The 26,668-nt window shown below is 46.4% G+C and carries 18 protein-coding genes, 3 tRNA genes and 3 rRNA genes; 4 read left to right on the forward strand and 20 right to left on the reverse strand.

Annotated elements, in window-relative coordinates; translation table 11 throughout:
• Window positions 1-58: 58 nt before the first annotated feature.
• Window positions 59-2,023, forward strand: coding sequence for a DNA topoisomerase (ATP-hydrolyzing) subunit B (gene gyrB, locus OIM59_RS14945; protein ID WP_303897491.1), 1,965 nt, complete (start codon window positions 59-61; stop codon window positions 2,021-2,023).
• A 158-nt stretch (window positions 2,024-2,181) separates the two neighbouring features.
• Window positions 2,182-4,860 carry a 4-alpha-glucanotransferase gene (locus tag OIM59_RS14950; protein WP_303897494.1) on the forward strand — a complete coding sequence of 893 codons (2,679 nt, stop codon included), beginning with the start codon at window positions 2,182-2,184 and terminating at the stop codon, window positions 4,858-4,860.
• Window positions 4,861-4,939: 79 nt separating this feature from the next.
• On the opposite strand, the gene trxA is transcribed toward OIM59_RS14950, so the two are convergent.
• The 14 genes from trxA to OIM59_RS15020 all read right to left on the reverse strand — a co-directional run bounded on the left by trxA (window position 4,940) and on the right by OIM59_RS15020 (window position 15,656).
• Window positions 4,940-5,419 (reverse strand): thioredoxin, encoded by a 480-nt coding sequence (gene trxA, locus OIM59_RS14955; RefSeq protein ID WP_303897495.1) that lies wholly within the window; start codon window positions 5,417-5,419, stop codon window positions 4,940-4,942.
• Between the two features lie 315 nt (window positions 5,420-5,734).
• Window positions 5,735-6,508 carry a hypothetical protein gene (locus OIM59_RS14960; protein ID WP_303897497.1) on the reverse strand — a complete coding sequence of 258 codons (774 nt, stop codon included), beginning with the start codon at window positions 6,506-6,508 and terminating at the stop codon, window positions 5,735-5,737.
• Window positions 6,509-6,556: 48 nt separating this feature from the next.
• On the reverse strand, window positions 6,557-7,714 hold the full coding sequence (locus tag OIM59_RS14965; RefSeq protein ID WP_303897500.1) for a phospholipase D family protein: 1,158 nt from the start codon (window positions 7,712-7,714) through the stop codon (window positions 6,557-6,559).
• 270 nt (window positions 7,715-7,984) lie between these two features.
• Window positions 7,985-8,206 carry a DUF2795 domain-containing protein gene (locus OIM59_RS14970; RefSeq protein WP_002558131.1) on the reverse strand — a complete coding sequence of 74 codons (222 nt, stop codon included), beginning with the start codon at window positions 8,204-8,206 and terminating at the stop codon, window positions 7,985-7,987.
• Window positions 8,207-8,269: 63 nt separating this feature from the next.
• A complete protein-coding gene (locus OIM59_RS14975; RefSeq protein ID WP_303897502.1) occupies window positions 8,270-8,839 on the reverse strand; it encodes a cob(I)yrinic acid a,c-diamide adenosyltransferase in 570 nt (189 codons plus the stop codon).
• A 28-nt stretch (window positions 8,840-8,867) separates the two neighbouring features.
• Window positions 8,868-9,548, reverse strand: coding sequence for a class I SAM-dependent methyltransferase (locus OIM59_RS14980; protein WP_303897503.1), 681 nt, complete (start codon window positions 9,546-9,548; stop codon window positions 8,868-8,870).
• Window positions 9,549-9,706: 158 nt separating this feature from the next.
• Window positions 9,707-10,192, reverse strand: coding sequence for a ferritin (locus OIM59_RS14985; RefSeq protein WP_148330976.1), 486 nt, complete (start codon window positions 10,190-10,192; stop codon window positions 9,707-9,709).
• An 82-nt stretch (window positions 10,193-10,274) separates the two neighbouring features.
• Window positions 10,275-11,228: an acyltransferase gene (locus tag OIM59_RS14990; RefSeq protein WP_303897505.1), complete on the reverse strand. Its 954-nt coding sequence runs from the start codon at window positions 11,226-11,228 to the stop codon at window positions 10,275-10,277.
• 60 nt (window positions 11,229-11,288) lie between these two features.
• Window positions 11,289-11,372, reverse strand: a tRNA-Leu gene (locus OIM59_RS14995).
• Between the two features lie 135 nt (window positions 11,373-11,507).
• On the reverse strand, window positions 11,508-12,821 hold the full coding sequence (der, locus tag OIM59_RS15000) for a ribosome biogenesis GTPase Der (RefSeq protein ID WP_022354680.1): 1,314 nt from the start codon (window positions 12,819-12,821) through the stop codon (window positions 11,508-11,510).
• 32 nt (window positions 12,822-12,853) lie between these two features.
• Window positions 12,854-13,735 (reverse strand): GTPase Era, encoded by an 882-nt coding sequence (era, locus tag OIM59_RS15005; protein ID WP_022354681.1) that lies wholly within the window; start codon window positions 13,733-13,735, stop codon window positions 12,854-12,856.
• A 75-nt stretch (window positions 13,736-13,810) separates the two neighbouring features.
• Window positions 13,811-14,812: a beta-ketoacyl-ACP synthase III gene (locus OIM59_RS15010; protein ID WP_072544092.1), complete on the reverse strand. Its 1,002-nt coding sequence runs from the start codon at window positions 14,810-14,812 to the stop codon at window positions 13,811-13,813.
• Between the two features lie 108 nt (window positions 14,813-14,920).
• Window positions 14,921-15,106: a 50S ribosomal protein L32 gene (gene rpmF, locus OIM59_RS15015; protein WP_007559879.1), complete on the reverse strand. Its 186-nt coding sequence runs from the start codon at window positions 15,104-15,106 to the stop codon at window positions 14,921-14,923.
• Between the two features lie 16 nt (window positions 15,107-15,122).
• Window positions 15,123-15,656, reverse strand: a complete 534-nt coding sequence (locus OIM59_RS15020; RefSeq protein WP_299170001.1) for a DUF177 domain-containing protein — start codon at window positions 15,654-15,656, stop codon at window positions 15,123-15,125.
• 380 nt (window positions 15,657-16,036) lie between these two features.
• Between OIM59_RS15020 and nagA (OIM59_RS15025) the strand changes: the two genes are divergently transcribed.
• The gene (gene nagA, locus OIM59_RS15025) at window positions 16,037-17,203 is read left to right on the forward strand and encodes an N-acetylglucosamine-6-phosphate deacetylase (protein WP_022354684.1); all 1,167 of its coding nucleotides are present in this window, start codon (window positions 16,037-16,039) and stop codon (window positions 17,201-17,203) included.
• A gap of 21 nt (window positions 17,204-17,224) precedes the next feature.
• The gene (gene nagA / locus OIM59_RS15030) at window positions 17,225-18,394 is read left to right on the forward strand and encodes an N-acetylglucosamine-6-phosphate deacetylase (RefSeq protein WP_299169991.1); all 1,170 of its coding nucleotides are present in this window, start codon (window positions 17,225-17,227) and stop codon (window positions 18,392-18,394) included.
• A 308-nt stretch (window positions 18,395-18,702) separates the two neighbouring features.
• On the opposite strand, the gene rrf is transcribed toward nagA (OIM59_RS15030), so the two are convergent.
• From rrf to OIM59_RS15060, 6 genes are all read right to left on the reverse strand, one after another.
• Window positions 18,703-18,813, reverse strand: a 5S ribosomal RNA gene (rrf, locus tag OIM59_RS15035).
• A 154-nt stretch (window positions 18,814-18,967) separates the two neighbouring features.
• Window positions 18,968-21,849: ribosomal RNA gene (locus OIM59_RS15040) — 23S ribosomal RNA — on the reverse strand.
• A gap of 149 nt (window positions 21,850-21,998) precedes the next feature.
• Window positions 21,999-22,072 (reverse strand) — tRNA-Ala (locus tag OIM59_RS15045).
• Between the two features lie 85 nt (window positions 22,073-22,157).
• Window positions 22,158-22,231, reverse strand: a tRNA-Ile gene (locus OIM59_RS15050).
• A gap of 151 nt (window positions 22,232-22,382) precedes the next feature.
• Window positions 22,383-23,910: ribosomal RNA gene (locus tag OIM59_RS15055) — 16S ribosomal RNA — on the reverse strand.
• Together the 16S, 23S and 5S rRNA genes with 2 tRNA genes alongside form the textbook arrangement of a ribosomal RNA operon.
• A 1,395-nt stretch (window positions 23,911-25,305) precedes the next feature.
• Window positions 25,306-26,607 (reverse strand): hemolysin family protein, encoded by a 1,302-nt coding sequence (locus OIM59_RS15060; protein ID WP_303897516.1) that lies wholly within the window; start codon window positions 26,605-26,607, stop codon window positions 25,306-25,308.
• Window positions 26,608-26,668: the final 61 nt, after the last annotated feature.

Genomic DNA, 26,668 nt, shown 5'->3' on the forward strand with positions numbered 1-26,668 from the left:
ATCGGTTCGTAACAGTTTTTTTAGTATCTTTGAAAGCTTAAAAAAACGAAGAAAAAACATGAGTGAAGAACTGACACAGAACAGCGGAAGCAACTACTCGGCCAGCAGTATCCAGGTGCTGGAAGGACTGGAGGCCGTTCGTAAACGCCCCGCCATGTATATCGGCGATATCAGCGAAAAAGGCTTGCATCACCTGGTCTACGAGGTAGTGGACAACTCCATTGACGAAGCCCTTGCCGGTTATTGTACACATATAGAAGTAACCATCAACGAAGACAACTCGATTACCGTACAGGACAACGGTCGCGGTATCCCGGTCGATTTCCACCAGAAAGAAAAAAAATCAGCCCTCGAAGTCGTAATGACGGTCCTCCATGCCGGAGGTAAGTTCGACAAGGGTTCTTACAAGGTATCCGGAGGTTTGCACGGAGTCGGCGTTTCGTGTGTGAACGCCCTGTCTACCCACATGACGACCAACGTATTCCGCAACGGAAAAGTGTACCAGCAGGAATATGCCTGCGGAAAGCCGCTGTATCCCGTGAAGGAAGTCGGCACGACCGACATCACCGGTACCCGTCAGACGTTCTGGCCCGATGCCAGCATCTTCACCGTCACCGAATATAAATACAGCATCCTGCAGGCCCGCATGCGCGAACTGGCCTACCTGAACAAGGGCATTACCATCACGCTGACCGACAGGCGCGTGAAGGAAGAAGACGGCTCCTACAAGCAGGAAGTGTTCCACTCCGAGGAGGGAGTGAAAGAGTTCGTGCGTTTCCTGAACTCCAACAATACTCCGCTCATTGACGACGTCATCTACCTGAACACAGAAAAACAGGGAATTCCCATCGAATGTGCCATCATGTACAACACGGGATTCCGCGAAAACCTACATTCGTATGTGAACAACATCAACACCATCGAAGGAGGTACGCACGAGGCCGGATTCCGCATGGCCCTGACCCGCGTGCTGAAAAAATACGCCGAAGAAAGCAAGGCGCTTGAAAAAGCCAAAGTGGAAATTTCCGGAGAGGACTTCCGCGAAGGGCTGATTGCCGTGATTTCGGTCAAGGTAGCCGAACCGCAGTTCGAAGGCCAGACCAAGACAAAGCTCGGCAACAACGAAGTGAGCGGTGCCGTGAACCAGGCGGTGGGCGAAGCCCTGACCAACTATCTGGAAGAACATCCGAAAGAAGCCAAAATCATTGTCGATAAAGTGGTGCTGGCTGCCACCGCACGTGTGGCTGCCCGCAAGGCCCGCGAATCGGTTCAACGCAAGAGCCCGATGGGCGGCGGCGGACTGCCGGGCAAGCTGGCCGACTGCTCCAGCCGTGTGGCAGAAGAATGTGAACTGTTCCTCGTCGAGGGTGATTCGGCCGGTGGTTCTGCCAAGCAGGGACGAAGCCGTCAGTTCCAGGCCATCCTGCCGCTGCGCGGTAAGATTCTGAACGTAGAAAAAGCCATGTGGCACAAGGCATTTGAAAGCGACGAAGTGAACAACATCATCCAGGCACTGGGGGTACGCTTCGGAGTGGACGGAGAAGAAGACAGCAAGAAAGCCAACATCGACAAGCTGCGCTACCACAAGGTCATCATCATGACCGATGCCGATGTCGATGGTTCTCACATCGACACCCTTATCATGACACTGTTCTACCGCTACATGCCCGAAGTCATCCAAGGCGGACACCTGTACATCGCCACTCCGCCGTTGTACAAATGCAGCAAAGGAAAAATCAGTGAATACTGCTATACGGACGAAGCCCGTCAGGCCTTCATCCAGAAATACGGAGACGGAAGCGAACAAGGCATCCACACCCAGCGCTACAAAGGTTTGGGTGAAATGAACCCGGAACAGCTGTGGGAAACCACCATGAATCCGGAAACCCGTATCCTGAAACAAGTGAACATTGAAAATGCGGCCGAAGCCGACTACATCTTCTCCATGCTGATGGGCGACGATGTAGGCCCGCGCCGTGAATTTATTGAGAAGAATGCGACGTATGCAAATATCGACGCATGATTCCATTTTTTCTTAATTCATTATTTTAAATCCAGCCTCACATCTTACAGAGGGAAACTCCGGATTCCGAAAGGACATCCGGAGTTTTTTTATTTGCACAACTCCATGAGATTCATTATTTTTGAGCAGAACAAATAGCCACAACTAATACATAAGATATGAAAATTACTTTTCGCATACAATACCGCACGGTCTGGGGAGAAAGCCTTTGCATCTTCCTCAATCAGCAACAGATACAACATACCGTGGAAATGACCACACGTAACGGAGAGGAATGGACGGGTGAAGCGAACTTCGACTTTCTTTCCTCTGAGCCCATCACCTACCGCTATGCCGTCAGCTTGCACGGGAAGGTGGTGCGGAAAGAGTTCGGAGCCATCCCCCACTCTTTTTACCCGGGCAACGTGCAACAACAGCATTATCTCATTGAAGACTGCTGGAGAGACCTGCCACAGAACGCTTATCTCTATACCTCGGCTTTCAACCACACATATACGCTGGAACAACCGTCCAAGCTGTCCGACAATGCCGGGCGCTGCATCACTTTCCGGGCGCTCTGCCCGGGCCTGCGGAACCGGAAACAACAACTGGGAGTCATCGGAAGCTGTGCCGCTCTGGGTAACTGGGAATATTGCCGCCCGCTGCGGATGAAGGAAGTGCAGCCCAATGTATGGCACCTGACACTGGATGCGTCCACCATGCAGTTCCCTTTTGAATACAAGTTCGTGGCACTGCAAGAAGAAACAGGGGCCGTAGAACGATGGGAAACACGTCCCAACCGCACCTTCCCTCTCCAGCCGTTGCAGCGCGGAGAGACTTATCTGCCCATGGAGACGGAAGTATTCTTTGACGACACTCTCCACCGGATTGCCGGCTGCGCCATCCCCGTATTCTCCCTCCGCTCGGAAGGAAGCTGCGGCATGGGCGACTTCGGCGACCTGAAGATGCTGATGGACTGGGCGTACGAGACCAAGCAGAAAGCCATCCAGATTCTCCCCATCAACGATACCACGCTGACGGGAAAGTGGACAGATTCTTATCCCTACAACAGCATCTCCATCTATGCGTTCCACCCGATGTACATCGACCTTCGCCAGCTCCCGCCGCTTCACAACAAGAAAGCGGCCGAAGCCTTCGAAAAGGAACGGCTCAAAGTAAATTCTTTCTCCATGATGGATTATGAACAGTCTACTCAGCTGAAACTGAATTACCTGCACCAGATATACAAACAGGAAGGAAAGAAGACACTTGCCTCAGAAGATTTCCTGGACTTCTTCCGCCGCAATGAAGAATGGCTGCGTCCGTACGCTGCCTTCTGTTACCTGCGCGACTTGTACGGCACCCCCGACTTCAACCAGTGGCCGGCCTACCGCACCTATCAGGCAGACGAAATTACCCAACTGTGTACCTCCGGACACAAAGCTTATCCGCAGATAGTTTTCTACTACTACCTGCAATACCTGCTTCACGTTCAACTGCTGGCAGTGAGCACCTACGCGCGCCAGAAGGGCATCCTGCTGAAAGGGGACATCCCCATCGGCATCAGCCGCACCAGCGTGGAAGCATGGGTGGAACCTCATTATTTCCACCTCAACGGACAGGCCGGCGCTCCCCCCGACGATTTCTCGGTCAACGGACAGAACTGGGGATTCCCCACCTACAACTGGGAGGTCATGGAAAAGGACAACTACCGCTGGTGGCGCCGCCGCTTCTCCAAGATGGCCGAGTATTTCACGGCCTACCGCATCGACCACATTCTGGGCTTCTTCCGCATCTGGGAAATTCCCGACCATTCCGTACACGGACTGCTCGGACAGTTCTCGCCGTCCCTTCCGCTCAGTGTGGACGAAATCAAGAGTTTCGGCCTCCACTTCGACCCCGACTTCATGACCCATCCGTTCATTGACGATAGCGTACTGGAGAAACTGTTCGGCGCACAAAGCGACATGATGCGGAACACCTTCCTGGAGCCTGTCGCAAAAGGACGCTATGCCATGCGTCCGGAATTTGACACCCAACGGAAAGTGGAAGCCTGGTTCGGCGACAAGCACGACGAAGAAAGCCTGAAGCTGAAGGAAGGTATCTACACCCTCATCAGTGACGTGCTCTTCCTCCCCGACCACCACGACCCGGAGAAATACCATCCGCGCATTGCCGTGCAGCATGACTTCGTGTTCCAGCAGCTAAGTTCCAAGGAACAGGAGGCCTTCAACCACCTGTACAACCACTACTATTATCAGCGGCACAACGAATTCTGGTATCAGGAAGCGATGAAGAAATTACCGGTTCTCACGCAGTCCACTCCGATGCTGGTCTGCGGCGAAGACCTCGGCATGGTGCCCGAATGTGTGCCTTGGGTCATGAAACAGCTGCAGATTCTGTCGCTCGAAATACAGCGCATGCCCAAAGAGATGAACGAGGAATTCGGACACACGGAAAACTATCCCTTCCTGTCGGTATGCACCATCGGCACCCACGACATGTCTACCCTGCGTGGCTGGTGGGAAGAAGACCCGGCGCGCACCGAACACTTCTATCACAACGAAATGCATCACATGGGAGCCATTCCGTCACCTGCTCCCGGATGGCTTTGCAAAGACATCGTATTCAATCACCTGAAAAGTCCGTCCCTGCTTTGCATACTTTCCTGGCAAGATTGGATGAGCATTGACGAACGCCTGCGCAACCCGGATGTGGAAGCCGAACGTATCAACATCCCGGCTCACCCGCGGCATTACTGGCGCTGGCGCATGCATCTCACTCTGGAGGAACTGCTCAAAGAAAAGGAACTCAACCAGACCATCCGTGAACTGATTGAAGACAGTGACAGGGAATAACAGTCCTACCTATAAACGAAGTGTCCCCGAAGCCTTTACGCAGACTTCGGGGACACTTCGTTTTTCCCACACCAGGAATTTATTTCTTATTGCCCAACAGGAACTCGTCGATGGCCTTCTTCAAGGCATCCTTCGGCATGGCACCCTGAGACACCTGCGGTGTGCCTTCTGCCGGAATAAACAGCAATGTCGGAATGCTGCGGATTCCAAAGGCTGCCGAAAGTTCCGGCTCCTTGTCTGTATCTATCTTATACACCACAATCTTGCCTTTGTATTCTCCTGCCAGCTCCTCCAGTATCGGAGCCACCATCTTACAAGGGCCGCACCAGGTGGCATAGAAATCCACGATAGCCGACAGCTTGCCTTCGTATTTCCATTCCTTAGGATTTTTCTCGTAATTATACACCTTGGTCAGAAACTCGGCTTTAGTCAGGTGAGTCACGTTGCTCTGTTCCGCTGTACTCTCCTGTGCCTTTAACTGAGGGTCTTTTGCGGCTTTACTTCCACAAGCCGGAGTAAGCAAGGCCGCTGTCAAGAGCATCAACAATATTCTTTTCATAAATCACACAAATAATAAGGGTTATCAAATTCTACTTATCTTCTCACTTTGCAAAAGTAACATCTTCTGTAATAAGAACAAATTTTGAATGAAACAAATAAGGAAGGGTATCCATTTATAACGCCTATCTCTGATATTGTCTGGATTTACAGAAAGTTCTTTCTGGCTATATTTGGTTTAATATCCTTCCTCATTGAAGATATTTATCCACATTGATTATCAACGCATTATGCTACAATTAATAAAATTTGCACAAACAAACCGCACCATCTGAGATGGCCTGAAGCAATGGGAGGAATGAAGTAGAAAAATCTATTAATCAGTATTCCATAAATTTAAATTATCTCCCTCATAAGCGTCCAAAACATCAGGTAAATCTCCAAACGGATAATAACCCGTTCCATTTCCACTTAACATACTTTCTTCTTCATAGTAGAAATCTATGACATTACCATAATGATCAATATAAACTTTACAAGTTTCAGGTTTATTTAGCTGAGTCAATGCCTTACCATCAACAAATATGTTAAAACCTTCCTCGCTAATATATTGGGCATCTGTTATTTTTTGACCAGTTATGGTCATAAATCCGACATTGTTATCAATAATATAGCCCCAAGTATATTCTCGCGCATCAAATATTGAGTCATATTTGGGAGGAACTATAATTTCCGATGAATTTATTGAGTACCTAAATATGCCAACTTTACCATATTTCTTTATTGTAAAATAAGCATATTTATCCGTTTGATAGAAGAATTTTATTTCTTCATAAATGTTTTCTAATAGGTCGTTGCCCAAATAATCTTTAAGCCCTATATATTTTCTACAAGAACCGTAATTTGACAGTTTTGCAAAAATTTCAGACCAGCTTTGCTGTTTAGCTTTTTCCGGGGAAATAGTTTGACCATAACATATTAAAATACGAGAATCCTCATTGAAATAACCATAGATTTTTATACCATCCTTTTTGTACCAATCTATGATATATTCATCTAGATTTGTAACATCTCTTATTTGTTTGCTCAGTTTACTAAAGAAGGTATCAATCTCTTCTTGTGTTTTGAATTCTCTATATTTATAACTCATAATTGAACAAAATAATTTTAATTTGTTTGCAAACTTTATAGATCAGGTCTATACAGCAATCCCAAAGAACCATAATCCTTTCTTAGAGCATGTATTCATAATTGGATATTTGTTTGGAAATCGCCATGCTATCAGTTCGCTAACACTCGAATCACTACAATGTTTGAGTTTACAACATTCATTTACTTTTTCGGATGTAATATCTCCGTGGTTCAGCAAAGCATCCCAATGATACATAATGTCACTCAATGAATTCTTTTTGATAAAATTTGAGGCATGTCCATACATATCTCTTCCAAGTCCAAAGCAATTAAAGGTATCAAGAACAGCTCGAACCTCTTTAATGCTTATTGTCTTAATCCTTGATGGGGAAGTTAATTCTTTGACTAATCGTGCGTTGTCAACTCTCTTGGATCCACTGTCACGATAACATTTATAATGTTCTGATATTTCTTTAAAATATTTTCTAATTAGAAAAGCCCTTGAGGACTCAGTACGGTTTTGAATGTTCGTCAATCCTTTTGAAATGCAAGCCACATGTTCAAGATAGTCAAATAAATAATCTACTTCTTGAAAAAGGGTAAAACCATCATCGACCATATCTTGGCACCGACCAGTAATCTTTTCATAAGTCTTGGCAAAGGCCTTGTATTTGGAGCATTGTGCTAGATACTTATCCACTTTTTCCATCCCTGCGGAGTATGTCGGTAAGTTCGTCAGTTTATCATATTCAACACCTCCATCCTCAAATTCAATCTGGGATTGTTTCTTTGCTTTGCCCCATGATGTTACAAGTTTGGTCTTTTTGTTTTCCCAAAGTGAATTGAAGAATGCTTCCATACTATTTATATTAACGTCATCTGTCCCAATCTCATACCTTTTGCTGAAAGCTGTACCTGTAAGATTGGCAGAAGAAACCAAACACCAATCATCAACAATATAAATCTTGGCATGTAAACTTTTTAAGGATCTGATAGAATTCGGATGGTTCTCAATAAACTCATCAAAAGTATCCTGCTGTATAAAACCTGTTTCTATATCTATTATAACCCTGAAATCAATATCATTTCTCTTCCATGAACCACCTATAATATGTAAGACGTCATTTATGCCCCCAATAAATGGGGTACAGATCCAGATACGATGTTTTACATTATCACAATGTGAACGGAATGTTTTAGCGAGTGTGTCATAAGAATATATCATATTGAATATTTATTATGTTATGAAGATATTGTCGTTTAGTTCTTCTAATACTAACGGATGTTGTTCGAACTGAAAGTAAAGGCTATAGCAATACAAAGAAAACTCTATAAAGGCAATGTATTTTATCCAAACAAACTTCAATTTTGAGAGGAAAGGCCATAATTTAGACAAACAAGCCACACCTTAAAAGACCTTAAAACACCAGCGCGACAAACAAATTATCTTTGTCTGCCGCGCCGCTATTCGATTATTTAACCTATCTGTAGGCTATTAATATTCTTCCTCGTTGAAGAAAAAATCTTCCTTGCTAGGATAATCAGGCCAGATATCTTCTATACTTTCATAAATTTCACCTTCATCTTCCATTTCCTGCAAGTTTTCGATAACTTCCAAAGGAGCCCCCGAACGCATTGCATAGTCAATTAACTCGTCTTTAGTTGCTGGCCAAGGAGCATCTTCCAGCTTTGAGGCCAATTCCAATGTCCAATACATAGTATATAATTTTAAACAGTTTTACTTCCGTTATATTGAAACACAAATGTATAACAAATTCTTTCACTCGCAACGCTTATCCCAATAAATTTCGCTTTCTTCTGTTAAATTATTTAACCTCCTTGACAAAACGAACAAATAATCGGATAATCTGTTGATAAAACACTTCACCTGCTCATCCAATTCATAGGAAAGCGTGTCTTCCAGTGCCTGAATCCGCCGTTCCGCACGACGGCAAACCGTGCGGCAGACATGGCAGACGGAAGCGGGATAGCTCCCCCCCGGCAGAATGAAACCGGATAAGGAAGGCAGCGAGCTGTTTATCCGGTCGATGGCCTGTTCCAACCGATGCACGTTTTCCTCGGAGATATGACTTTCTACCGGACGGTCCATCTTTTCGATGTCCGTAGCCAGATAAGACCCTAATGAAAAAAGCTTGTGCTGCACCTGACGAAGCAGTTCCTCATTTTCCGGATCACCCATCACGGAAACCAGCAATCCGATGGTAGAGTTCAATTCATCCACCGTGCCATACGCTTCCAGACGTACGTCTGATTTGGACACCCGTACTCCTCCCACCAAGGAAGTAGTACCTTTATCTCCCGTCTTCGTATAAATCTTGGTCAGTTTCATATCTTCAAGTTCAAAGGTTTTAGCAAATTCAAAGGAAATTCACGATGCGGTGTTCTTTCACACGTTCTTTATCAAAAAATACCAGTCCCACGTCGTAAAGATCGAATGTCACTCCCGTACGAGGGTCTGCAATCACTTCTTTCCACCATTTTTTCTTGTCCGGCGTGGCATAGGGTGTACCAATCACGAAGCACGTATGCTTATCAACCAGTGGAAGCAGTTGCTCATACACTTCTTTGTAAGCAGTGGTATGGGCGATATGCACAATTTCCGGTTTCACCCCTTCCGCAACCAGCTTCTTCATCTCCGTGCAACAGTCGCCAGTCCGGTAATCAATGGAAGGTTTTCCCGAAAGAATTCGTTTCACGGCATCTTCCGATTCCTCGGAAAACGTATAGACCTGCATGTCAGCATGGGCTTCGGCCATATAACGGGTACTCATGCCGCTTCCCGTACCGATTTCCCACATCACGGACGGCCGCAGATAGTTGACCAGCCGAAACAGGAACTTATCTACCTTTTCCCGGTAATGAGGCAAAAAAGCCACCACCCTGCGCAAGTGATGCAACGGCCCATAGGCATAGAACGGCAAGCGTTCGTACACTACGAACGTGATAAAAAAGAAATCGGAAGGAGAATGAACTCCATATCCACGACGGTGCCGGAAGCGGCGGCACCAGTTCCACCCCCTTAATATTATATCCCCCATTTTGCTCGGATTCAATATTTATTTAACGGGGCAAAGATAAAATTTATAGCGGAAAAACAAAAAGGATAGGGAAATTATGATACAAAATATCCTGAATGAAAACCTAAATTTCATCAGGTCTTCACCCAGGATAAATATTTCATGAAGAACACGTGCGATTATTTGCGCTGTCCCAGCTTGTCGTCCAAGTAAAGAATACCGGCTGCATCACCGCATTTCTTGATCTTTTCAAGGATGTTCTGAGCAGTAGCTTCTTCTTCAACCTGCTCACGTACATACCCCCACAAGAAATCCTGTGAAGCTTTATCTTTTACTTCAGAAGCCACATTTACCAACTCATCAATCAATTCAGATACGTGGCATTCGTGCTGATACACATGTTCAAAGACTTCCTGTACGCTTCCCCAGCCTTGCGGAACGACATCAATCTTGTCTACCTTTGCGGCTCCCCCACGCTTAGCCAAATAATCGGCCAAATCGTATGCATGCTGCAACTCTTCCTGTGACTGCAGTCTCATCCAAGAAGCAAAACCGTCGAAACCTTCTTTCTTCAAATAGAAAGACATAGACAAATACAGGTTAGAAGACCACATCTCGGCAGTAATCTGCTCGTTGATGGCATTTTGTAATTTTTCTGAAATCATAGTTTTATCTGTTTGGTTAAGTAATTCAACATCTGACAGATAATGAACAAATTCAATGCCAGAGAGTTGCTCTGCCAAAATGTCATCGGTTCATGTCCAATGACTGGAGCATACGGGGTTTTCCCCAGAAAAAACGGGATATCCGCAGCCTGTCCATACACCAGGCTATCGCAAAGGAGCCCATTACGCAAATACAAAGTGAGACACACAGAAAAATCATTCCAGTCCCGTCGAAGGCAAACACCTTCACCAACGGCTTCACTGCCATTGTAAAAACCGGAGAAAAGACCAGCAAGATGAATGTATGCGAACCGATATAACCCAGCAGATGTTTCACTCCACTCGGAAGATACCGGAACACGGCCAGCAGCAGACTCATTACCAGGTAAGTCAAAGCCACTCCGGCCAGTGAAGACTTATCCAAATTCACTTCCTCGGAAGCCAGCCAGACAATAGGAAGAATGGCCCAAAAGGAAGGAGCAAAAAAGGCACGGAAATCCACGGTCGTACGTTTCAATGCCACACCCGCCATGAAATAAAGTGCATTAATCAGGGACAGTACACCTAAAGCTGACAATACGGCACAGCACAATGCCAGCAGAATCAGTACTGACACCGTACGGTTCCATCGCCCGACCAGTTTATCCACTCCCCAATACGTCAGTCCGCACAGCATCAGGGTATGCAGATACCAGTAAGGTCCCAGCGGATGAAGGAACAACTTATCGAGCCATAACGACACGCTCAATTGCCCCACTGATTCCCGGACGGGAAGTATGGAGGACATCACGACATATCCGGTTTCCATCACCGCATAAGGGACAAAAATCCACCCCATGCTCCGAAGAAACAGACGGCCTTCCTTGGCGATGTTCATTACATAACCGGAGATAATAAGAAACGCAGGCATGTGGAAAGTGTAAACCAACGACTTGGCATAGGGATACTTGTCACCGATATAAACCAGGTGAAAGACAATCATCAGCAAAATGAATACGGCTTTCAAGTAATCAAGCTCTGCGATACGATTCTTCATGGGAGCGAAAGATTGGTTTGTATATAAAAAAAGGCTGACTTGATTAAGTCAACCTCTTCGTACCCAGACCCGGGGTCGAACCGGGATGGATGTTACTCCACTGGTGTTTGAGACCAGCGCGTCTACCGATTCCGCCATCTGGGCATTTGTTTTTGTTTGCGTGTGCAAAGGTAAGCACATTTTTCCGAACCCACAAGCAAAAAGGCGTTTTTTTATAAAAAAAATCCCCGGTTATCCATTCTTTCGAACTGATAACCGGGGATTTCAACCTGTTTTCATTTATTTCTGACGAATGAAAATGTTAATCGGGGTTCCCGACAATTTCCATCGTTCACGAATCTTGTTTTCCAGGAAACGGCGATAAGGCTCTTTCACATACTGAGGCAGATTGGCAAAGAACACGAACGACGGCACCTGCGTATTTGGCAGCTGGGTAATATATTTGATTTTGATATATTTTCCCTTATTTGAAGGAGGCGGATAGGCTTCAATCAAAGGTAACAGTTCTTCATTCAGGCGAGCTGTCGGAATACGGGTCGTACGTGCCTGATAAACTTCCTTCGCAGCCTCCAGCACCTTCAGAATACGTTGCTTGGTCAATGCAGAAGTAAAGATAATCGGGAAGTCCGTAAAAGGAGCCAAGCGGTTACGGATAGCATCTTCATATCCTTTCATCACCTTAGCCGTCTTTTCTTCTATCAGGTCCCATTTGTTTACCACCACTACCAATCCCTTCTGGTTGCGCTGTACCAGTGAGAAGATATTCAAATCCTGCCCTTCAATACCGCGGGTTGCATCCAGCATCAGAATACATACATCCGAATTTTCAATGGAACGGATGGAGCGAATCACCGAATAATATTCCAAGTCTTCACTCACCTTGTTTTTCTTACGGATACCCGCTGTATCTACCAGGTAAAAGTCGAATCCAAACTTATTATAACGAGTATAAATAGAATCGCGTGTAGTTCCGGCGATTTCGGTGACAATATTCCGGTCTTCTCCGATAAATGCATTGATGATAGATGATTTTCCGGCATTCGGACGTCCTACCACCGCAAAACGCGGAATATCTTCATCCAGAATTTCCGGCGTATCTTTCTTGAACTTGCTCAACACCAAGTCCAGCAAATCGCCTGTACCACTTCCACTCAATGCCGAAACGCAATAGGGGTCTCCCAAGCCTAACGAATAAAACTCGGCCGCATTGTATTGCAAGTCATTATTATCCGTTTTGTTGGCCACCAGCAGCACCGGTGTCTTCGAACGGCGCAAGATTTCTGCCACTTCCATATCCAAGTCGGTGACGCCGTTCATCACGTCCACCACAAACAGAATGACATCTGCTTCCTCAATGGCCAGCATCACCTGTTTACGGATTTCTTCCTCGAACACATCATCCGAGTTCACTACCCATCCACCGGTATCTACCACTGAGAATTCTTTTCCCAGCCATTCCGACTTTCCATACTGTCGGTCGCGGGTTGTACCGGCCTGTTCATTCACAATCGCCTGACGCGTCTTGGTCAAACGGTTAAACAGTGTCGACTTTCCCACATTGGGACGTCCTACAATCGCAACTAAATTTCCCATAATTATCTTTATTTACGGCTTCGCAGCCGATATTAATCCAATTGATAACCAAAATTCTTCAATTCCTTATCCGAGCTTCTCCAGTCCTTGTCCACCTTTACAAAAGTTTCCAGGTAAATGGATTTCTGGAAGAAATGCTCCAGTGTCTTACGCGCTTCGGTAGCCACTTTCTTCAGTGCTTTTCCCTGACGCCCGATAATAATGCCCTTCTGCGACTCACGTTCCACATAAATCACGGCATTGATATGAATACTCTTTGCATCTTCCTTGAACTGTTCCACGACCACTTCCACTGAATAAGGAATCTCCTTGTCGTAATACAACAGGATTTTCTCACGGATAATTTCTGTCACAAAAAAACGTGCAGGCTTATCCGTCCACTGGTCTTTTCCAAAATAAGGAGGAGAGTCGGGCAGCAGTTCCTTGATGCGTTTCATCACCACATCGACATTAAATTTCGCCATGGCCGAAATCGGGATAATTTCTGCCTGAGGCAACATTTCATGCCATTCATCCACTAATTTCACCAGATTTTCCTGATTGGTCAGGTCAATCTTATTGATCAGCAACAAAACAGGTACTTTCAAGGCACGTACCTTTTCCATGAACTCCGCGTTCTTATCCGGTTTCTCAATCGTATCGGTGACATACAGCAACACGTCAGCATCTACCAGCGCCGATTCCGAGAAATTAAGCATGGACTCCTGAAGCTTGTAATTAGGCTTCAACACTCCCGGAGTGTCAGAGAAGACAATCTGCATATCGTCCGTATTGAGGATTCCCATAATACGGTGACGCGTTGTCTGAGCTTTGAAAGTCGCGATGGAGATACGTTCCCCCACCAGCAAGTTCATCAATGTAGACTTTCCGACATTCGGATTGCCCACAATATTCACAAATCCGGCTTTGTGCATAAGTAAATATTCGTTCACAGACAAAAAAACGCATCGATTGGGATGCGTTTTTTATCTGTAGTGTTAATTCTTTCTTTATTTATTTCCATCATAACCCCACTTCACGTAGCTGGCACCCCAGGTAAATCCTGCGCCAAACGCAGTGAAGATGATATTGTCACCCTTCTTCAGTTGCTTTTCATAATCCCACAAGCAGAGTGGCAACGTTCCGGCGCTGGTATTACCATAACGCTGGATGTTAATCATCACCTTGTCCAATGGAACTTCCAGACGAGAAGCTACCGCATCAATGATTCGCAGATTTGCCTGATGAGGAACAATCCAGTCGATGTTATCCTTGTTCAGGCCATTTCTTTCCGCAATCTGAGCTGTTACGTCAGACATGTTAGATACGGCATATTTAAATACCGTTCTACCTTCCTGATACAAATAATGCATCTTGTTGTCAATGGTGAAGTAAGAAGGAGGACACACCGACCCACCTGCCTTCATGTGCAGGAAGGGAAGTCCCTTGCCATCCGTACGCAGGATAGAGTCCATGATACCATAGTCTTCCGTAGTGGCTTCTACCATACAAGCCGCAGCCCCATCCCCAAAAATCGGACAAGTAGCACGGTCTGAATAGTTCACCATAGAAGACATCTTGTCTGCGCCTACAATAATAATTTTCTTGTGACGGCCTGACTGAATCATGCTGGCAGCTGTTTCCATCGCATACAAGAAACCGCTGCAGGCAGCCTGCAAGTCGAATGCATACGCATTCTTCAACCCTAATTTGTCACAAAGAATAGAAGCAGTAGAAGGGAAATGATAGTCAGGAGTTGTCGTAGCTACAATTACACAGTCAATAGAAGCCGGATCCGAATCCGTTTTCTGCATCAACTGTTTAGCGGCCTTACGAGCCAAATATGAAGTTCCCAAACCCTCTTCGTTCAGGATACGTCGTTCTTTCACCCCGATACGAGTCATAATCCACTCATCGTTGGTGTCCACCATTCTCGACAATTCTTCGTTTGTCAGGACATAATCAGGTACATACCCACCGACTCCGGTAATTACAGCATTTATTTTTTCCATCATTTCTTAATTTCGTGGCCTATAAAAAAACAGCCGGGGAGCCGAAATGGCTCTCCGGCTTTAATTTCCCTGGAACATGCAAAAGATGTTCAACAAAGCGTCAAGTTATTAAAGAGCAGCTTCTTTTTCGATAGCCAACTTACCTCTGTAATAACCGCAAGCCCCACATACTGTGTGATAAACATGCCATTCACCGCAGTTCGGGCAAATAGCCAAAGTAGGAGCAACTGCCTTGTCATGAGTTCTTCTCTTCGCAGTTCTCGTTTTTGATTGTCTTCTTTTAGGATGTGCCATTTTTCTAAACTTTTATTTAATTATTATCTAATATTTTCTTCAATTCGTTCCATCTCGGATCTATCTCACGTGCTTCAGACGATTCATCACCCACTTCTTCATCTAATCCAAAATCGTCCGTTTCCTCTTCATCTGACGAAGTACGCAAATGTTTGTTCAGTGCGCCCATCATGCTTTTATTGCATTTTCCGGGAGCATGCACATGCTTCATCGGTAAACTCAATGCGATAAACTCGTACATAAACCAAGCCACATTAATGTAGCCGTCCTCTTCCGGCACAATCACCATATCGTCTTCATCCGAGAATGTTTCTCCCAATTTTACCTTCAATGTATCATCAGTCGCTACCGCCAACTCCATGTCATCCAGACAACGGTCGCACGGAACGATTACAGAGCCCTCGATATGAAACGTAAGGACATAAACACCCATTGTTTTTCTTACGTTCAACTGCACCTGCAGTTTTCCCTTCTGAATCTCTGGAGCATCAATATCCGCAAAGAACTGATTGGTCAAAGAAAACTCATAATCAGCAGAGTTTTCCGTCATGTTCTTCAATTCTATCTTATATGTACCAAGTTTTCCCAAGTCGCAATACCATATAAATCGGGCGACAAAGATACAAATAATAATTCATTTTATCTAGTCTTTCCGCTTTTTATTTATTAAAAATGCTTGTTTAACATACTCCGCACACTTTGAATCCATTTCCTTATTTTATTTAAAAAGTCATCTTCCATGTTTCACATTTACTTTTTTATTACCACACCCCACATATTTCCCTTCATTTTATTGCATAAACACAAAAAGAATACACTTTTAATTTAATTAACCCTTCAATCGTAAATAAATATATTATTAATTAAACAATTAATTAGCAAATTAATTAAATTTGCAGCACATATAAAAGAAATCAAACCTTATTCAATATGTTAACTCAAATAATTAATGCCCGCATTTTAACCCCGCAAGGCTGGTTAAAAGACGGTTCCGTACTCATCAGAGACAATAAAATTCTGGAAGTTACCAACTGCGATTTGGCCATCGTGGGTGCCACACTGATTGATGCCAAAGGAATGTATATCGTTCCGGGAGGAGTCGAAATCCATGTACACGGAGGAGGTGGACGTGACTTCATGGAAGGCAGTGAAGATGCTTTCCGCACCGCCGTCAAGGCACACATGCAACATGGAACGACCAGTATCTTCCCCACGCTTTCTTCTTCTACCATCCCCATGATTCGAGCTGCCGCTGCTACTACGGAAAAATTAATGAGCGAACCCGACAGTCCTGTTCTCGGGCTGCATCTGGAAGGACATTATTTTAATATGAAGATGGCAGGCGGACAGATGCCGGAAAACATCAAGAATCCCGATCCGGAAGAATACATTCCACTGTTGGAAGAGACCCACTGCATCAAACGTTGGGATGCAGCGCCTGAACTCCCCGGAGCCATGCAGTTTGGCAAATATATCACGTCAAAAGGTGTTTTGGCAGCAGTAGGACATACACAGGCTGAATTCGAAGATATCTATACCGGATTCTATGCCGGCTATACACACGCCACTCACTTCTACAATGCCATGCCGGGATTCCACAAACGCCGGGAATATAAATACGAAGGTACCGTGGAAAGTATCTACCTGATGGACGACATGACTGTAGAAGTAGTTGCCGACGGTATCCATGTACCTCCCACAATCCTTCGTCTGGTACACAAGATTAAAGGAGTGGAAAAGACCGCTTTGATTACCGATGCATTGGCTTGTGCCGCAAGCGACAGCAAAGAAGCATTCGACCCCCGTGTCATCATTGAAGACGGTGTATGCAAACTGGCCGACCGCTCTGCACTGGCTGGCAGTATCGCCACCATGGACCGCCTGATTCGTACCATGGTCCAGAAAGCCGAAATCCCATTGGAAGATGCCGTAAGAATGGCTTCAGAAACTCCGGCCCGAATCATGGGAGTTCTCGACCGGAAAGGAACACTGGAAAGAGGAAAAGATGCCGACATCATGGCACTCGACCGTGATCTCAATGTACGTGCCGTATGGGCCATGGGTAAACTGGTCGAAGGTACCAACACACTTTTTTAACCACTAAAACATTCGACAATTATGCTGACACAAATCATAAATGGTCATATTCTCACTCCACAAGGATGGATGAAAGACGGCTCCGTACTCATCAGTGACGGAAAAATTCTGGAAGTAACCAACAGCGACTTGGCTGTCATCGGGGCCACAGTCATCGATGCCAAAGGAATGTACATCGTACCGGGCTTCGTAAGCATGCATGCCCACGGAGGTGGTGGACACGATTTCACAGAAGGAACTGCCGAAGCATTCCGGGAAGCCACTCAGGCTCATCTGAAACACGGAGCTACCTCTATCTTCCCCACACTCTCTTCCACTAGCTTCGACAATATCCGACAAGCCGTACACACGTGCGAAAGCCTGATGAAAGAGGAAGGAAGTACCATACAAGGATTGCATATCGAAGGACCATACCTGAATAAAAAGATGGCCGGGGCTCAATGGGAAGAATTCTTGAAAGACCCTGACCCGGAAGAATATATACCATTGCTGGAAAGCACACAATGTGTCAAGCGATGGGATATCAGTCCTGAACTTCCGGGAGCACATGATTTCGCTCGGTATACGACCTCCAAAGGTATTCTGACTGCCATCACACATACTGAAGCTGAATATCCGGAAATCAAGGCTGCCTTTGAAGCCGGATTCACCCACGCAGCACATTTCTACAACGCCATGCCGGGATTCCACAAACGTCGGGAATACAAATACGAAGGGACTGTAGAGAGTGTGTATCTGACCGACGGAATGAGTGTAGAAGTGATTGCCGATGGTATTCATCTGCCTGCCACCATCCTGAAACTGGTGTACAAATTGAAAGGTGTAGAGCAGACCTGCTTAGTAACTGATGCCCTGAAATATGCCGCATATACAGGAGAGCCCATCAACGACCCAAGATACATCATTGAAAACGGGGTATGCAAACTGGCCGATCATTCCTCTTTAGCTGGAAGCTTGGCTACCATGGATACACTGATTCAAACCATGGTGAAGAAAGCAGCTATACCTTTAGCTGATGCCGTACGAATGGCTTCGGAAACTCCTGCCAACCTGATTGGTATCGGCGCACATAAAGGTACATTACAAAAAGGAAAGGATGCAGATATTGTCATCCTGGACAAAGATATCAATGTCAGATGTGTCTTCTCCGGCGGAAAGATTGTAGAAGGCACGAACACGATGATTCACTAACCTAACCTAATTATATTATAGAAATCAATCGTAAAAAACTCTGGGCTGTGAAGTCCGGAGTTTTTTTTTACCTCTGAACTAAAACCTCTTTTTCTGAAACTTACATTCGTCAGCAAGAGTTCGTGCCTGCGCGGCATATTGACAGCATTGACTTCTTCCAGGAAAGTATACATTCCGAAAAACACCGGCGGTTGCCCCCGCCACGGGGAGGCCGTATTTCCGGAATGCACGTCCGCAGCCTTCCGTTTCCCGTTCCCTTACGGGCACAAAAAAAGCCCCGGAGCATTTCTGCCTCGGGGCTTCATCTAAAACGGCGACTACCTACTCTCCCACTTGTACGCAGTACCATCGGCGTGGCGAAGCTTAACTTCTCTGTTCGGAATGGGAAGAGGTGGAACCTTCGCGCCATAGTCACCTTAATATCCTTTCAATTAATAATGAAAAATGAATAATGAACAACGTACCCATTTTCCTTATCAATCATATTTTATCATGACTTACAAGCAAGCAATTTCAGCACACTGGCCAAACGTATATATCATCCTTTGATGTTTTCCATCCGCCCGGCGCGGATAAGGAAAGCTGACGGGCAATTAGTAATGCTCGGCTTTGCTGTCTCCAGCTTTACACCTGCATCCTATCAACGTTGTCGTCTTCAACGACCCTGAGAAATCTAATCTTGTGGCCGGCTTCGCACTTAGATGCTTTCAGCGCTTATCCGATCCCGACTTGGATACCCGGCGATGCGCCTGGCGGCACAACCGGCAAACCAGAGGTCGGTCCAACACGGTCCTCTCGTACTAGTGTCAGAGCCACGCAAATTTCATACGCCCACGATAGATAGAGACCGAACTGTCTCACGACGTTCTGAACCCAGCTCGCGTGCCACTTTAATGGGCGAACAGCCCAACCCTTGGGACCTTCTCCAGCCCCAGGATGTGACGAGCCGACATCGAGGTGCCAAACCACTCCGTCGATATGAGCTCTTGGGAGGGATCAGCCTGTTATCCCCGGAGTACCTTTTATCCTTTGAGCGATGTCCCTTCCATTCGGAAACACCGGATCACTATGCTCTAGTTTCCTACCTGCTCGACCTGTCTGTCTCCCAGTCAAGCGCCCTTTTGCCATTACACTCTGCGGACGGTTACCGATCGTCCTGAGGGCACCTTTAGAAGCCTCCGTTACGCTTTTGGAGGCGACCACCCCAGTCAAACTACCCACCAAGCAATGTCCTCCAATCCCGGAGTTAGAACTCAAACAAACGAAGGGTCGTATTTCAACAGCGGCTCCACGAACACTGGCGTGCCCGTCTCTCAGCCTCCGACCTATCCTACACATCGCGTGCCCAAATTCAATGCTAAGCTATAGTAAAGGTTCACGGGGTCTTTTCGTCCCATCGCGGGTAATCGGCATCTTCACCGATACTACAATTTCACTGAGCTCACGGTTGAGACAGCGTCCGGATCATTACACCATTCGTGCAGGTCGGAACTTACCCGACAAGGAATTTCGCTACCTTAGGACCGTTATAGTTACGGCCGCCGTTTACTGGGGCTTCAATTCAATGCTTCTCTTGCGATGACATCTCCTCTTAACCTTCCAGCACCGGGCAGGTGTCAGGCTGTATACCTCTACTTTCATATTCGCACAGCCCTGTGTTTTTGTTAAACAGTTGCCTGGACCTATTCTCTGCGCCCTCTCTTGCGAGGAGGGACCCTTTATCCCGAAGTTACAGGGTCAGTTTGCCTAGTTCCTTAACCGTGATTCACTCAAGCGCCTTAGTATATTCAACCCGACTACGTGTGTCCGTTTGCGGTACGGGTACCTCTGAAGTTATGTTTAGCGGATTTTCTCGGCAGTCTGCTTACCCGCACTATCGCCGCTTCCCGAAGGAGTTGGCGTACTATCAGGTTCGGCTCTTTCCGTGGATTTGCCTGCGGAAATCGACGCCTACACCCTTCAACCGGCTATTCCGTCAGCCGGCGGCGGTGTCACTGCTGCTTCCCCACGTCACCCTCAAAGGTAGTAACGGAATATTAACCGTTTCTGCCATCGGCCTCGCCGTTCGGCTGAGCCTTAGGACCCGACTTACCCTGATCCGATTAGCGTTGATCAGGAAACCTTAGTCTTTCGGCGAGGGGGTTTCCCACCCCCTTTATCGTTACTTATACCTACATTTGCTTTTCCATACGCTCCAGAATGGCTCGCGCCACGCCTTCGACGCCGAATGGAATGCTCCCCTACCAACCATTGCTGGTTCCACGGCTTCGGTAGACAACTTAATACCCGATTATTATCCACGCCCGATTCCTCGACTAGTGAGCTGTTACGCACTCTTTAAATGAATGGCTGCTTCCAAGCCAACATCCTAGCTGTCTTAGCAATCAGACTTCGTTAGTTTAACTTAGCTGTCATTTCGGGACCTTAGCCGGTGGTCCGGATTCTTCTCCTCTCGGGCACGGACCTTAGCACCCATGCCCTCACTCCCGCGGTAGAACTGATGCGCATTCGGAGTTTGTCAGGACTTGATAGGCGGTGAAGCCCTCGCATCCAATCAGTCGCTCTACCTCACATCAGTAACCCGCGAGGCTGCACCTAAATGCATTTCGGGGAGTACGAGCTATCTCCAAGTTTGATTAGCCTTTCACCCCTACCCTCAGCTCATCCAGAAGCTTTTCAACGCTTATTGGTGCGGACCTCCATCTGGTGTTACCCAGACTTCATCCTGGCCAAGGGTAGATCACTTGGTTTCGCGTCTGCCGCATCTGACTCGACGCCCTATTCAGACTCGCTTTCGCTTCGGCTCCGGGACTCATGCCCCTTAACCTTGCCAGACACGGCAACTCGTAGGTTCATTATGCAAAAGGCACGCCGTCACGCTTGCGCGCTCCGACCGCTTGTAGGCGCACGGTTTCAGGTACTCTTTCACTCTTCTGTTCGAAGTGCTTTTCACCTTTCCCTCACGGTACTGGTTCACTATCGGTCTCCCGGGAGTATTTAGCCTTGCCGGATGGTCCCGGCGGATTCACGCAGGATTCCTCGTGTCCCGCGCTACTCAGGATACCGCTACGCTTCGTCTCGCTTCGAATACCGGACTCTCACCGTCTTCGGTCTGATTTTCCAAACAGTTCTTCTCACGAGATGTCTTGCGATGTCGCGGTCCTACAACCCCCCGGATGCCGTAACATCCGGGGTTTGGGCTCTTCCCCGTTCGCTCGCCACTACTGGGGGAATCATTGTTATTTTCTTTTCCTGCAGGTACTAAGATGTTTCAGTTCCCTGCGTTAGCCTCCATCATAAGATGGATGTTATCTCTTCAAGATAACGGGTTGTCCCATTCGGAAATCCGCGGATCAAGGGTTATTTGCACCTCCCCGCAGCTTATCGCAGCTTATCACGTCCTTCATCGCCTCCGAGAGCCAAGGCATCCGCCATGCGCCCTTTCCTACTTTCCTTATCACGTGCACACTCCGTTTTTCAACGGGTGCGGGATGATATATACTTTTAGCTTTCGTACTAAAATTACTTTTTGCTTGTTACATCATGTCATAGACCGTTTTTTCAATGAACTTTTAATAATGAATGATTAAAAGTTCACTGCTTGTGGAGAATAACGGATTCGAACCGTTGACCCCCTGCGTGCAAAGCAGGTGCTCTAGCCAGCTGAGCTAATCCCCCGTTTTTTTGCGGCTGCAAAGGTAAGCATTTTCCTTCGTTTCTGCAAAATTTTAAGGAAGTTTTTTTTCGCTTCCTTTTTTCGAGGTAGTCCCAGGCAGAGTTGAACTGCCGACCTCTACATTATCAGTGTAGCGCTCTAACCAACTGAGCTATAGGACTGTTTCAATTAATAATTAAAAATGAATAATTAATAATTGGATGATTTCAGTTCAACCTCGTCCGTTCCGACTCGGCTTCATCTTTCTCTCTTATATCGAAAAACAAACTCATCTGCAGTACAAGGCAAGAACCTTCATCGGTTCCTCTCCAGAAAGGAGGTGTTCCAGCCGCACCTTCCGGTACGGCTACCTTGTTACGACTTAGCCCCAATTACCAGTTTTACCCTAGGGCGCTCCTTGCGGTTACGCACTTCAGGTACCCCCGGCTTTCATGGCTTGACGGGCGGTGTGTACAAGGCCCGGGAACGTATTCACCGCGCCATGGCTGATGCGCGATTACTAGCGAATCCAGCTTCGTGGAGTCGGGTTGCAGACTCCAGTCCGAACTGAGAGAGGCTTTCGGGATTGGCATCCGGTCGCCCGGTAGCTGCCTGCTGTACCCCCCATTGTAACACGTGTGTAGCCCCGGACTTAAGGGCCGTGCTGATTTGACGTCATCCCCACCTTCCTCACATCTTACGATGGCAGTCTGTCCAGAGTCCTCAGCACTACCTGATAGTAACTGGACACGAGGGTTGCGCTCGTTATGGCACTTAAGCCGACACCTCACGGCACGAGCTGACGACAACCATGCAGCACCTTCACAGACGCCTTGCGGCTTGCCTGTTTCCAAGCAATTCGTCTGCAATTCAAGCCCGGGTAAGGTTCCTCGCGTATCATCGAATTAAACCACATGTTCCTCCGCTTGTGCGGGCCCCCGTCAATTCCTTTGAGTTTCACCGTTGCCGGCGTACTCCCCAGGTGGGATACTTAACGCTTTCGCTAAGCCGCTGACAGTCTATCGCCAACAGCGAGTATCCATCGTTTACCGTGTGGACTACCAGGGTATCTAATCCTGTTTGATACCCACACTTTCGAGCCTCAACGTCAGTCGCGGCTTAGCAGGCTGCCTTCGCAATCGGGGTTCTTCGTGATATCTAAGCATTTCACCGCTACACCACGAATTCCGCCTGCCTCAACCGTACTCAAGGACGCCAGTATCAACTGCAATTTCAAGGTTGAGCCCCGAACTTTCACAGCTGACTTAACGACCCGTCTACGCTCCCTTTAAACCCAATAAATCCGGATAACGCTCGCATCCTCCGTATTACCGCGGCTGCTGGCACGGAGTTAGCCGATGCTTATTCATAAGGTACATACAAACACCCACACGTGGGTGACTTTATTCCCTTATAAAAGAAGTTTACAATCCGTAGGACCTTCATCCTTCACGCTACTTGGCTGGTTCAGGCTCGCGCCCATTGACCAATATTCCTCACTGCTGCCTCCCGTAGGAGTTTGGACCGTGTCTCAGTTCCAATGTGGGGGACCTTCCTCTCAGAACCCCTATCCATCGTCGACTAGGTGGGCCGTTACCCCGCCTACTATCTAATGGAACGCATCCCCATCGTACACCGATGAATCTTTAATGATGTTACCATGCAATCTCATCATACCATCAGGTATTAATCTTTCTTTCGAAAGGCTATCCCTGAGTGTACGGAAGGTTGGATACGCGTTACTCACCCGTGCGCCGGTCGCCATCAAACTTAGCAAGCTAAGTTCATGCTGCCCCTCGACTTGCATGTGTTAAGCCTGTAGCTAGCGTTCATCCTGAGCCAGGATCAAACTCTTCATTGTAAAATATTTTTCACTCTTTCGAGCATTGTTGTCTCTGTTTCAGGAAACCGATTCTCTATATCCTTTTCAGGTTATTGACGGTTCTTGTTTCATCTCACATATACATTATATATAAGACTACTTCTTGTACTACATCTTCGTTTGTTTATCTAAAGTCTTTCAAAGAACTATCTTTTCTTGAGCTCCCGTTTCAGTGGGAAAGCGTTTGCAAAGGTAAGGCGTTTTTTCTTTCCCTCCAAATTTTTCCGAAGTTTTTTTCGAAAAAAGTTTTTCAGGGTGACCTCTCCGGGCTTATCCTTTTCTCGCTCCCTTGCCGTCTTGCAAGGTAAGATACTCGGGTGCAGCGCCTTTGAAAGTCTGCCTCTCTTCACCACTCTGTCATTCTCAGCGGCTCTCCCTCTCGAAAGCGGTTGCAAAGGTACGCACTTTTTCCGATCCTGCAACTTTTATCACACTCTTTTTTGAAGAAATTTTTGAAGATTTTTATAAGTACCTGGAAAAGAACGTGTTGCAGGTAGACATTTTCTGACGAATACAAATATAGAAGAAAACAGCCCTACATTATATATTTCGCGCGGGCGTGTGCACGCGCACATGGGCGCATGTGTAAAAAGAAAAGGCGAAGATGCACGCCGAACCGGTACAAGAGAACAGCGGAAACACGGAAAAATCCTGCACGAAATTTCTTTGCACGAAGGCCAAAAACCGGAAAAACATCCGAAAACGCAGGAAACGGAATCGCCAGCCCGCCATAAAATCCGTGATTTTCACAGGCGACATGACAAATAACGCCCCGGAATATTCACACCGCAGGCACATTTTTTTTCAGAGACTCCCGACATTTTCTATGTCTCCCTCTCGGGAAACGTAGGTTTCCGCCGGGGAAAACATACGTTTCCCGGCAGAGAAACATACGTCTCCCCTAACGGAAACATAGAAAACTTAAAGGCAACGAAGGATTATCTCACCGACATTTCTTCAATACGGAACGCTTGAAGGAGGAAAAACGAAGAGTTTGAAAAACAAATGGGGTGCTTACAAGGAAAAATAAGTAGGTGCTTACAGGAAAAACTGAAGAAACAGCTTGAAGGAAAACTTACAGAAAAACGAACAAATAAAAAAACGACTCAGCAAACAGAAAAAAGGAAACCTCACATAAGGACATAAAAAAAGGAGTTCCGCTGAACTCCAACCTTTGTTAACCTTAAATCTAATACTATGAAAAACACAGTGCAAAAGTAAACATTCTCGGGAAAACCACAAAGAATATAGCCGAAAAATCATGTTTTACAACACATATTAACCAAGGGGAGCAGCACATTCAATCCCATTAACAAAAAAGGCTTTCCCAAGCCAAAGCCCGGAAAGCCTTTCAGTCGCGAATTATTTGCAAAATCAAAACTCACATTCACCCTCTTCTTCTGAAGAAGGAATTGTCACCAATACCTTATCGATTCGAGCTCCATCCATATCTACAACCTCGAAAACAAAATTATTCCATTCCAAAGTTTCACCACTTTGAGGGATATGCTGTAAATATTGCAGAATCAACCCTCCTACTGTATGGTAATCCACATCCTCCAACAAATCCTGCCGGTTAAAATAACACAAGAAATCATACAACGGGCACTGTCCGTCGACCAGCCATCCTTCCTTGTTAATCCGCTTAATGATATCCGGCTCTTCTCCGGCATCATCCATCGAACCGACCAACCCTTCCAGAATGTCACGCAAAGTAATGATTCCCACACAAGCCCCGAACTCATCGCAGACCAGCGCACGACTTATTTTCTGCGCCTTCATCTGTTCCAGTGCCTTATATACGTTCATATTCTCATGGAAAAACGTAGCTTCATGTGTCAAGGCAGGCAGATTGAAATCTGCCTCAGGGAGATGCAAAACCAAATCTTTCAGGTTCACCACTCCTTTCACCTTATCCAAATCTCCATCTTCTGTCACCGGATAGAACTCATACAACTCCTTCACCAGCACCTCCTTCACTTCGGCTGCCGTCATGTTGCTTTCCAATGAAACGATATCACTTTTGTGTGTCATGATGGAACCGACCTTCAAATCACCCAACAGAAATACACGCTGCACGATGTCCTGTTCCACAGGTTGCACTTCTCCATCGTCAGCCCCCTCTTTGATAATCGATTTGATTTCCTCTTCTGTCACCTTATTATCGGCTTCTTTAATATTCAACAGATTGAAAATCAATTCTGTGCTCTTTGAAAGCAACCAGACAAACGGTAAGGCAATCTTAGCCAGCACATTCATCGGACGGGACACCAGTTTGGCCATTCTCTCGGCCATGCTCATACCGATACGCTTCGGCACCAACTCCCCAAAAATGATAGTCAGGTAAGTAACGATAACGACGATAATCCCCTGTGCCAGTCCGGATGCATAAGTAGAAGAGACTCCCCACGAAACCAGCACATTGGTCAAATCAATCGCAATTTTATTTCCCGAATAAATACCGGTCAAAATACCTATCAATGTGATTCCGATTTGGACGGTAGAAAGAAAACGATCTGGGTCCCCTGCCAGTTTCAATGCTACGCGAGCAGATTTATTACCTTTTTTTACGTCAGTCGACAACCGGGATTTTCGGGCTGATATTAATGCCACCTCGGACATGGCGAAGATACCGTTCAGTACTATCAACCCGATAATAATGATTATTTCATCCATATATAAAAACGAGTGTGTTTCAAAGGAGCAAATTTAAAGGAATGTTCATATCCAAAAAAGT

Origin of the sequence: Bacteroides mediterraneensis, assembly GCF_025993685.1 — a bacterium.
Taxonomy (GTDB): domain Bacteria; phylum Bacteroidota; class Bacteroidia; order Bacteroidales; family Bacteroidaceae; genus Phocaeicola; species Phocaeicola mediterraneensis_A.

Bases quoted from the DNA above. Each gene is read 5' to 3' on its own strand.
- gyrB (WP_303897491.1), top strand. From the start codon at position 59: ATGAGTGAAGAACTGACACAGAACAGCGGAAGCAACTACTCGGCCAGC.
- OIM59_RS14950 (WP_303897494.1), top strand. From the start codon at position 2,182: ATGAAAATTACTTTTCGCATACAATACCGCACGGTCTGGGGAGAAAGC.
- trxA (WP_303897495.1), bottom strand. From the start codon at position 5,419: ATGAAAAGAATATTGTTGATGCTCTTGACAGCGGCCTTGCTTACTCCG.
- OIM59_RS14960 (WP_303897497.1), bottom strand. From the start codon at position 6,508: ATGAGTTATAAATATAGAGAATTCAAAACACAAGAAGAGATTGATACC.
- OIM59_RS14965 (WP_303897500.1), bottom strand. From the start codon at position 7,714: ATGATATATTCTTATGACACACTCGCTAAAACATTCCGTTCACATTGT.
- OIM59_RS14970 (WP_002558131.1), bottom strand. From the start codon at position 8,206: ATGTATTGGACATTGGAATTGGCCTCAAAGCTGGAAGATGCTCCTTGG.
- OIM59_RS14975 (WP_303897502.1), bottom strand. From the start codon at position 8,839: ATGAAACTGACCAAGATTTATACGAAGACGGGAGATAAAGGTACTACT.
- OIM59_RS14980 (WP_303897503.1), bottom strand. From the start codon at position 9,548: ATGGGGGATATAATATTAAGGGGGTGGAACTGGTGCCGCCGCTTCCGG.
- OIM59_RS14985 (WP_148330976.1), bottom strand. From the start codon at position 10,192: ATGATTTCAGAAAAATTACAAAATGCCATCAACGAGCAGATTACTGCC.
- OIM59_RS14990 (WP_303897505.1), bottom strand. From the start codon at position 11,228: ATGAAGAATCGTATCGCAGAGCTTGATTACTTGAAAGCCGTATTCATT.
- der (WP_022354680.1), bottom strand. From the start codon at position 12,821: ATGGGAAATTTAGTTGCGATTGTAGGACGTCCCAATGTGGGAAAGTCG.
- era (WP_022354681.1), bottom strand. From the start codon at position 13,735: ATGCACAAAGCCGGATTTGTGAATATTGTGGGCAATCCGAATGTCGGA.
- OIM59_RS15010 (WP_072544092.1), bottom strand. From the start codon at position 14,812: ATGGAAAAAATAAATGCTGTAATTACCGGAGTCGGTGGGTATGTACCT.
- rpmF (WP_007559879.1), bottom strand. From the start codon at position 15,106: ATGGCACATCCTAAAAGAAGACAATCAAAAACGAGAACTGCGAAGAGA.
- OIM59_RS15020 (WP_299170001.1), bottom strand. From the start codon at position 15,656: ATGACGGAAAACTCTGCTGATTATGAGTTTTCTTTGACCAATCAGTTC.
- nagA (WP_022354684.1), top strand. From the start codon at position 16,037: ATGTTAACTCAAATAATTAATGCCCGCATTTTAACCCCGCAAGGCTGG.
- nagA (WP_299169991.1), top strand. From the start codon at position 17,225: ATGCTGACACAAATCATAAATGGTCATATTCTCACTCCACAAGGATGG.
- OIM59_RS15060 (WP_303897516.1), bottom strand. From the start codon at position 26,607: ATGGATGAAATAATCATTATTATCGGGTTGATAGTACTGAACGGTATC.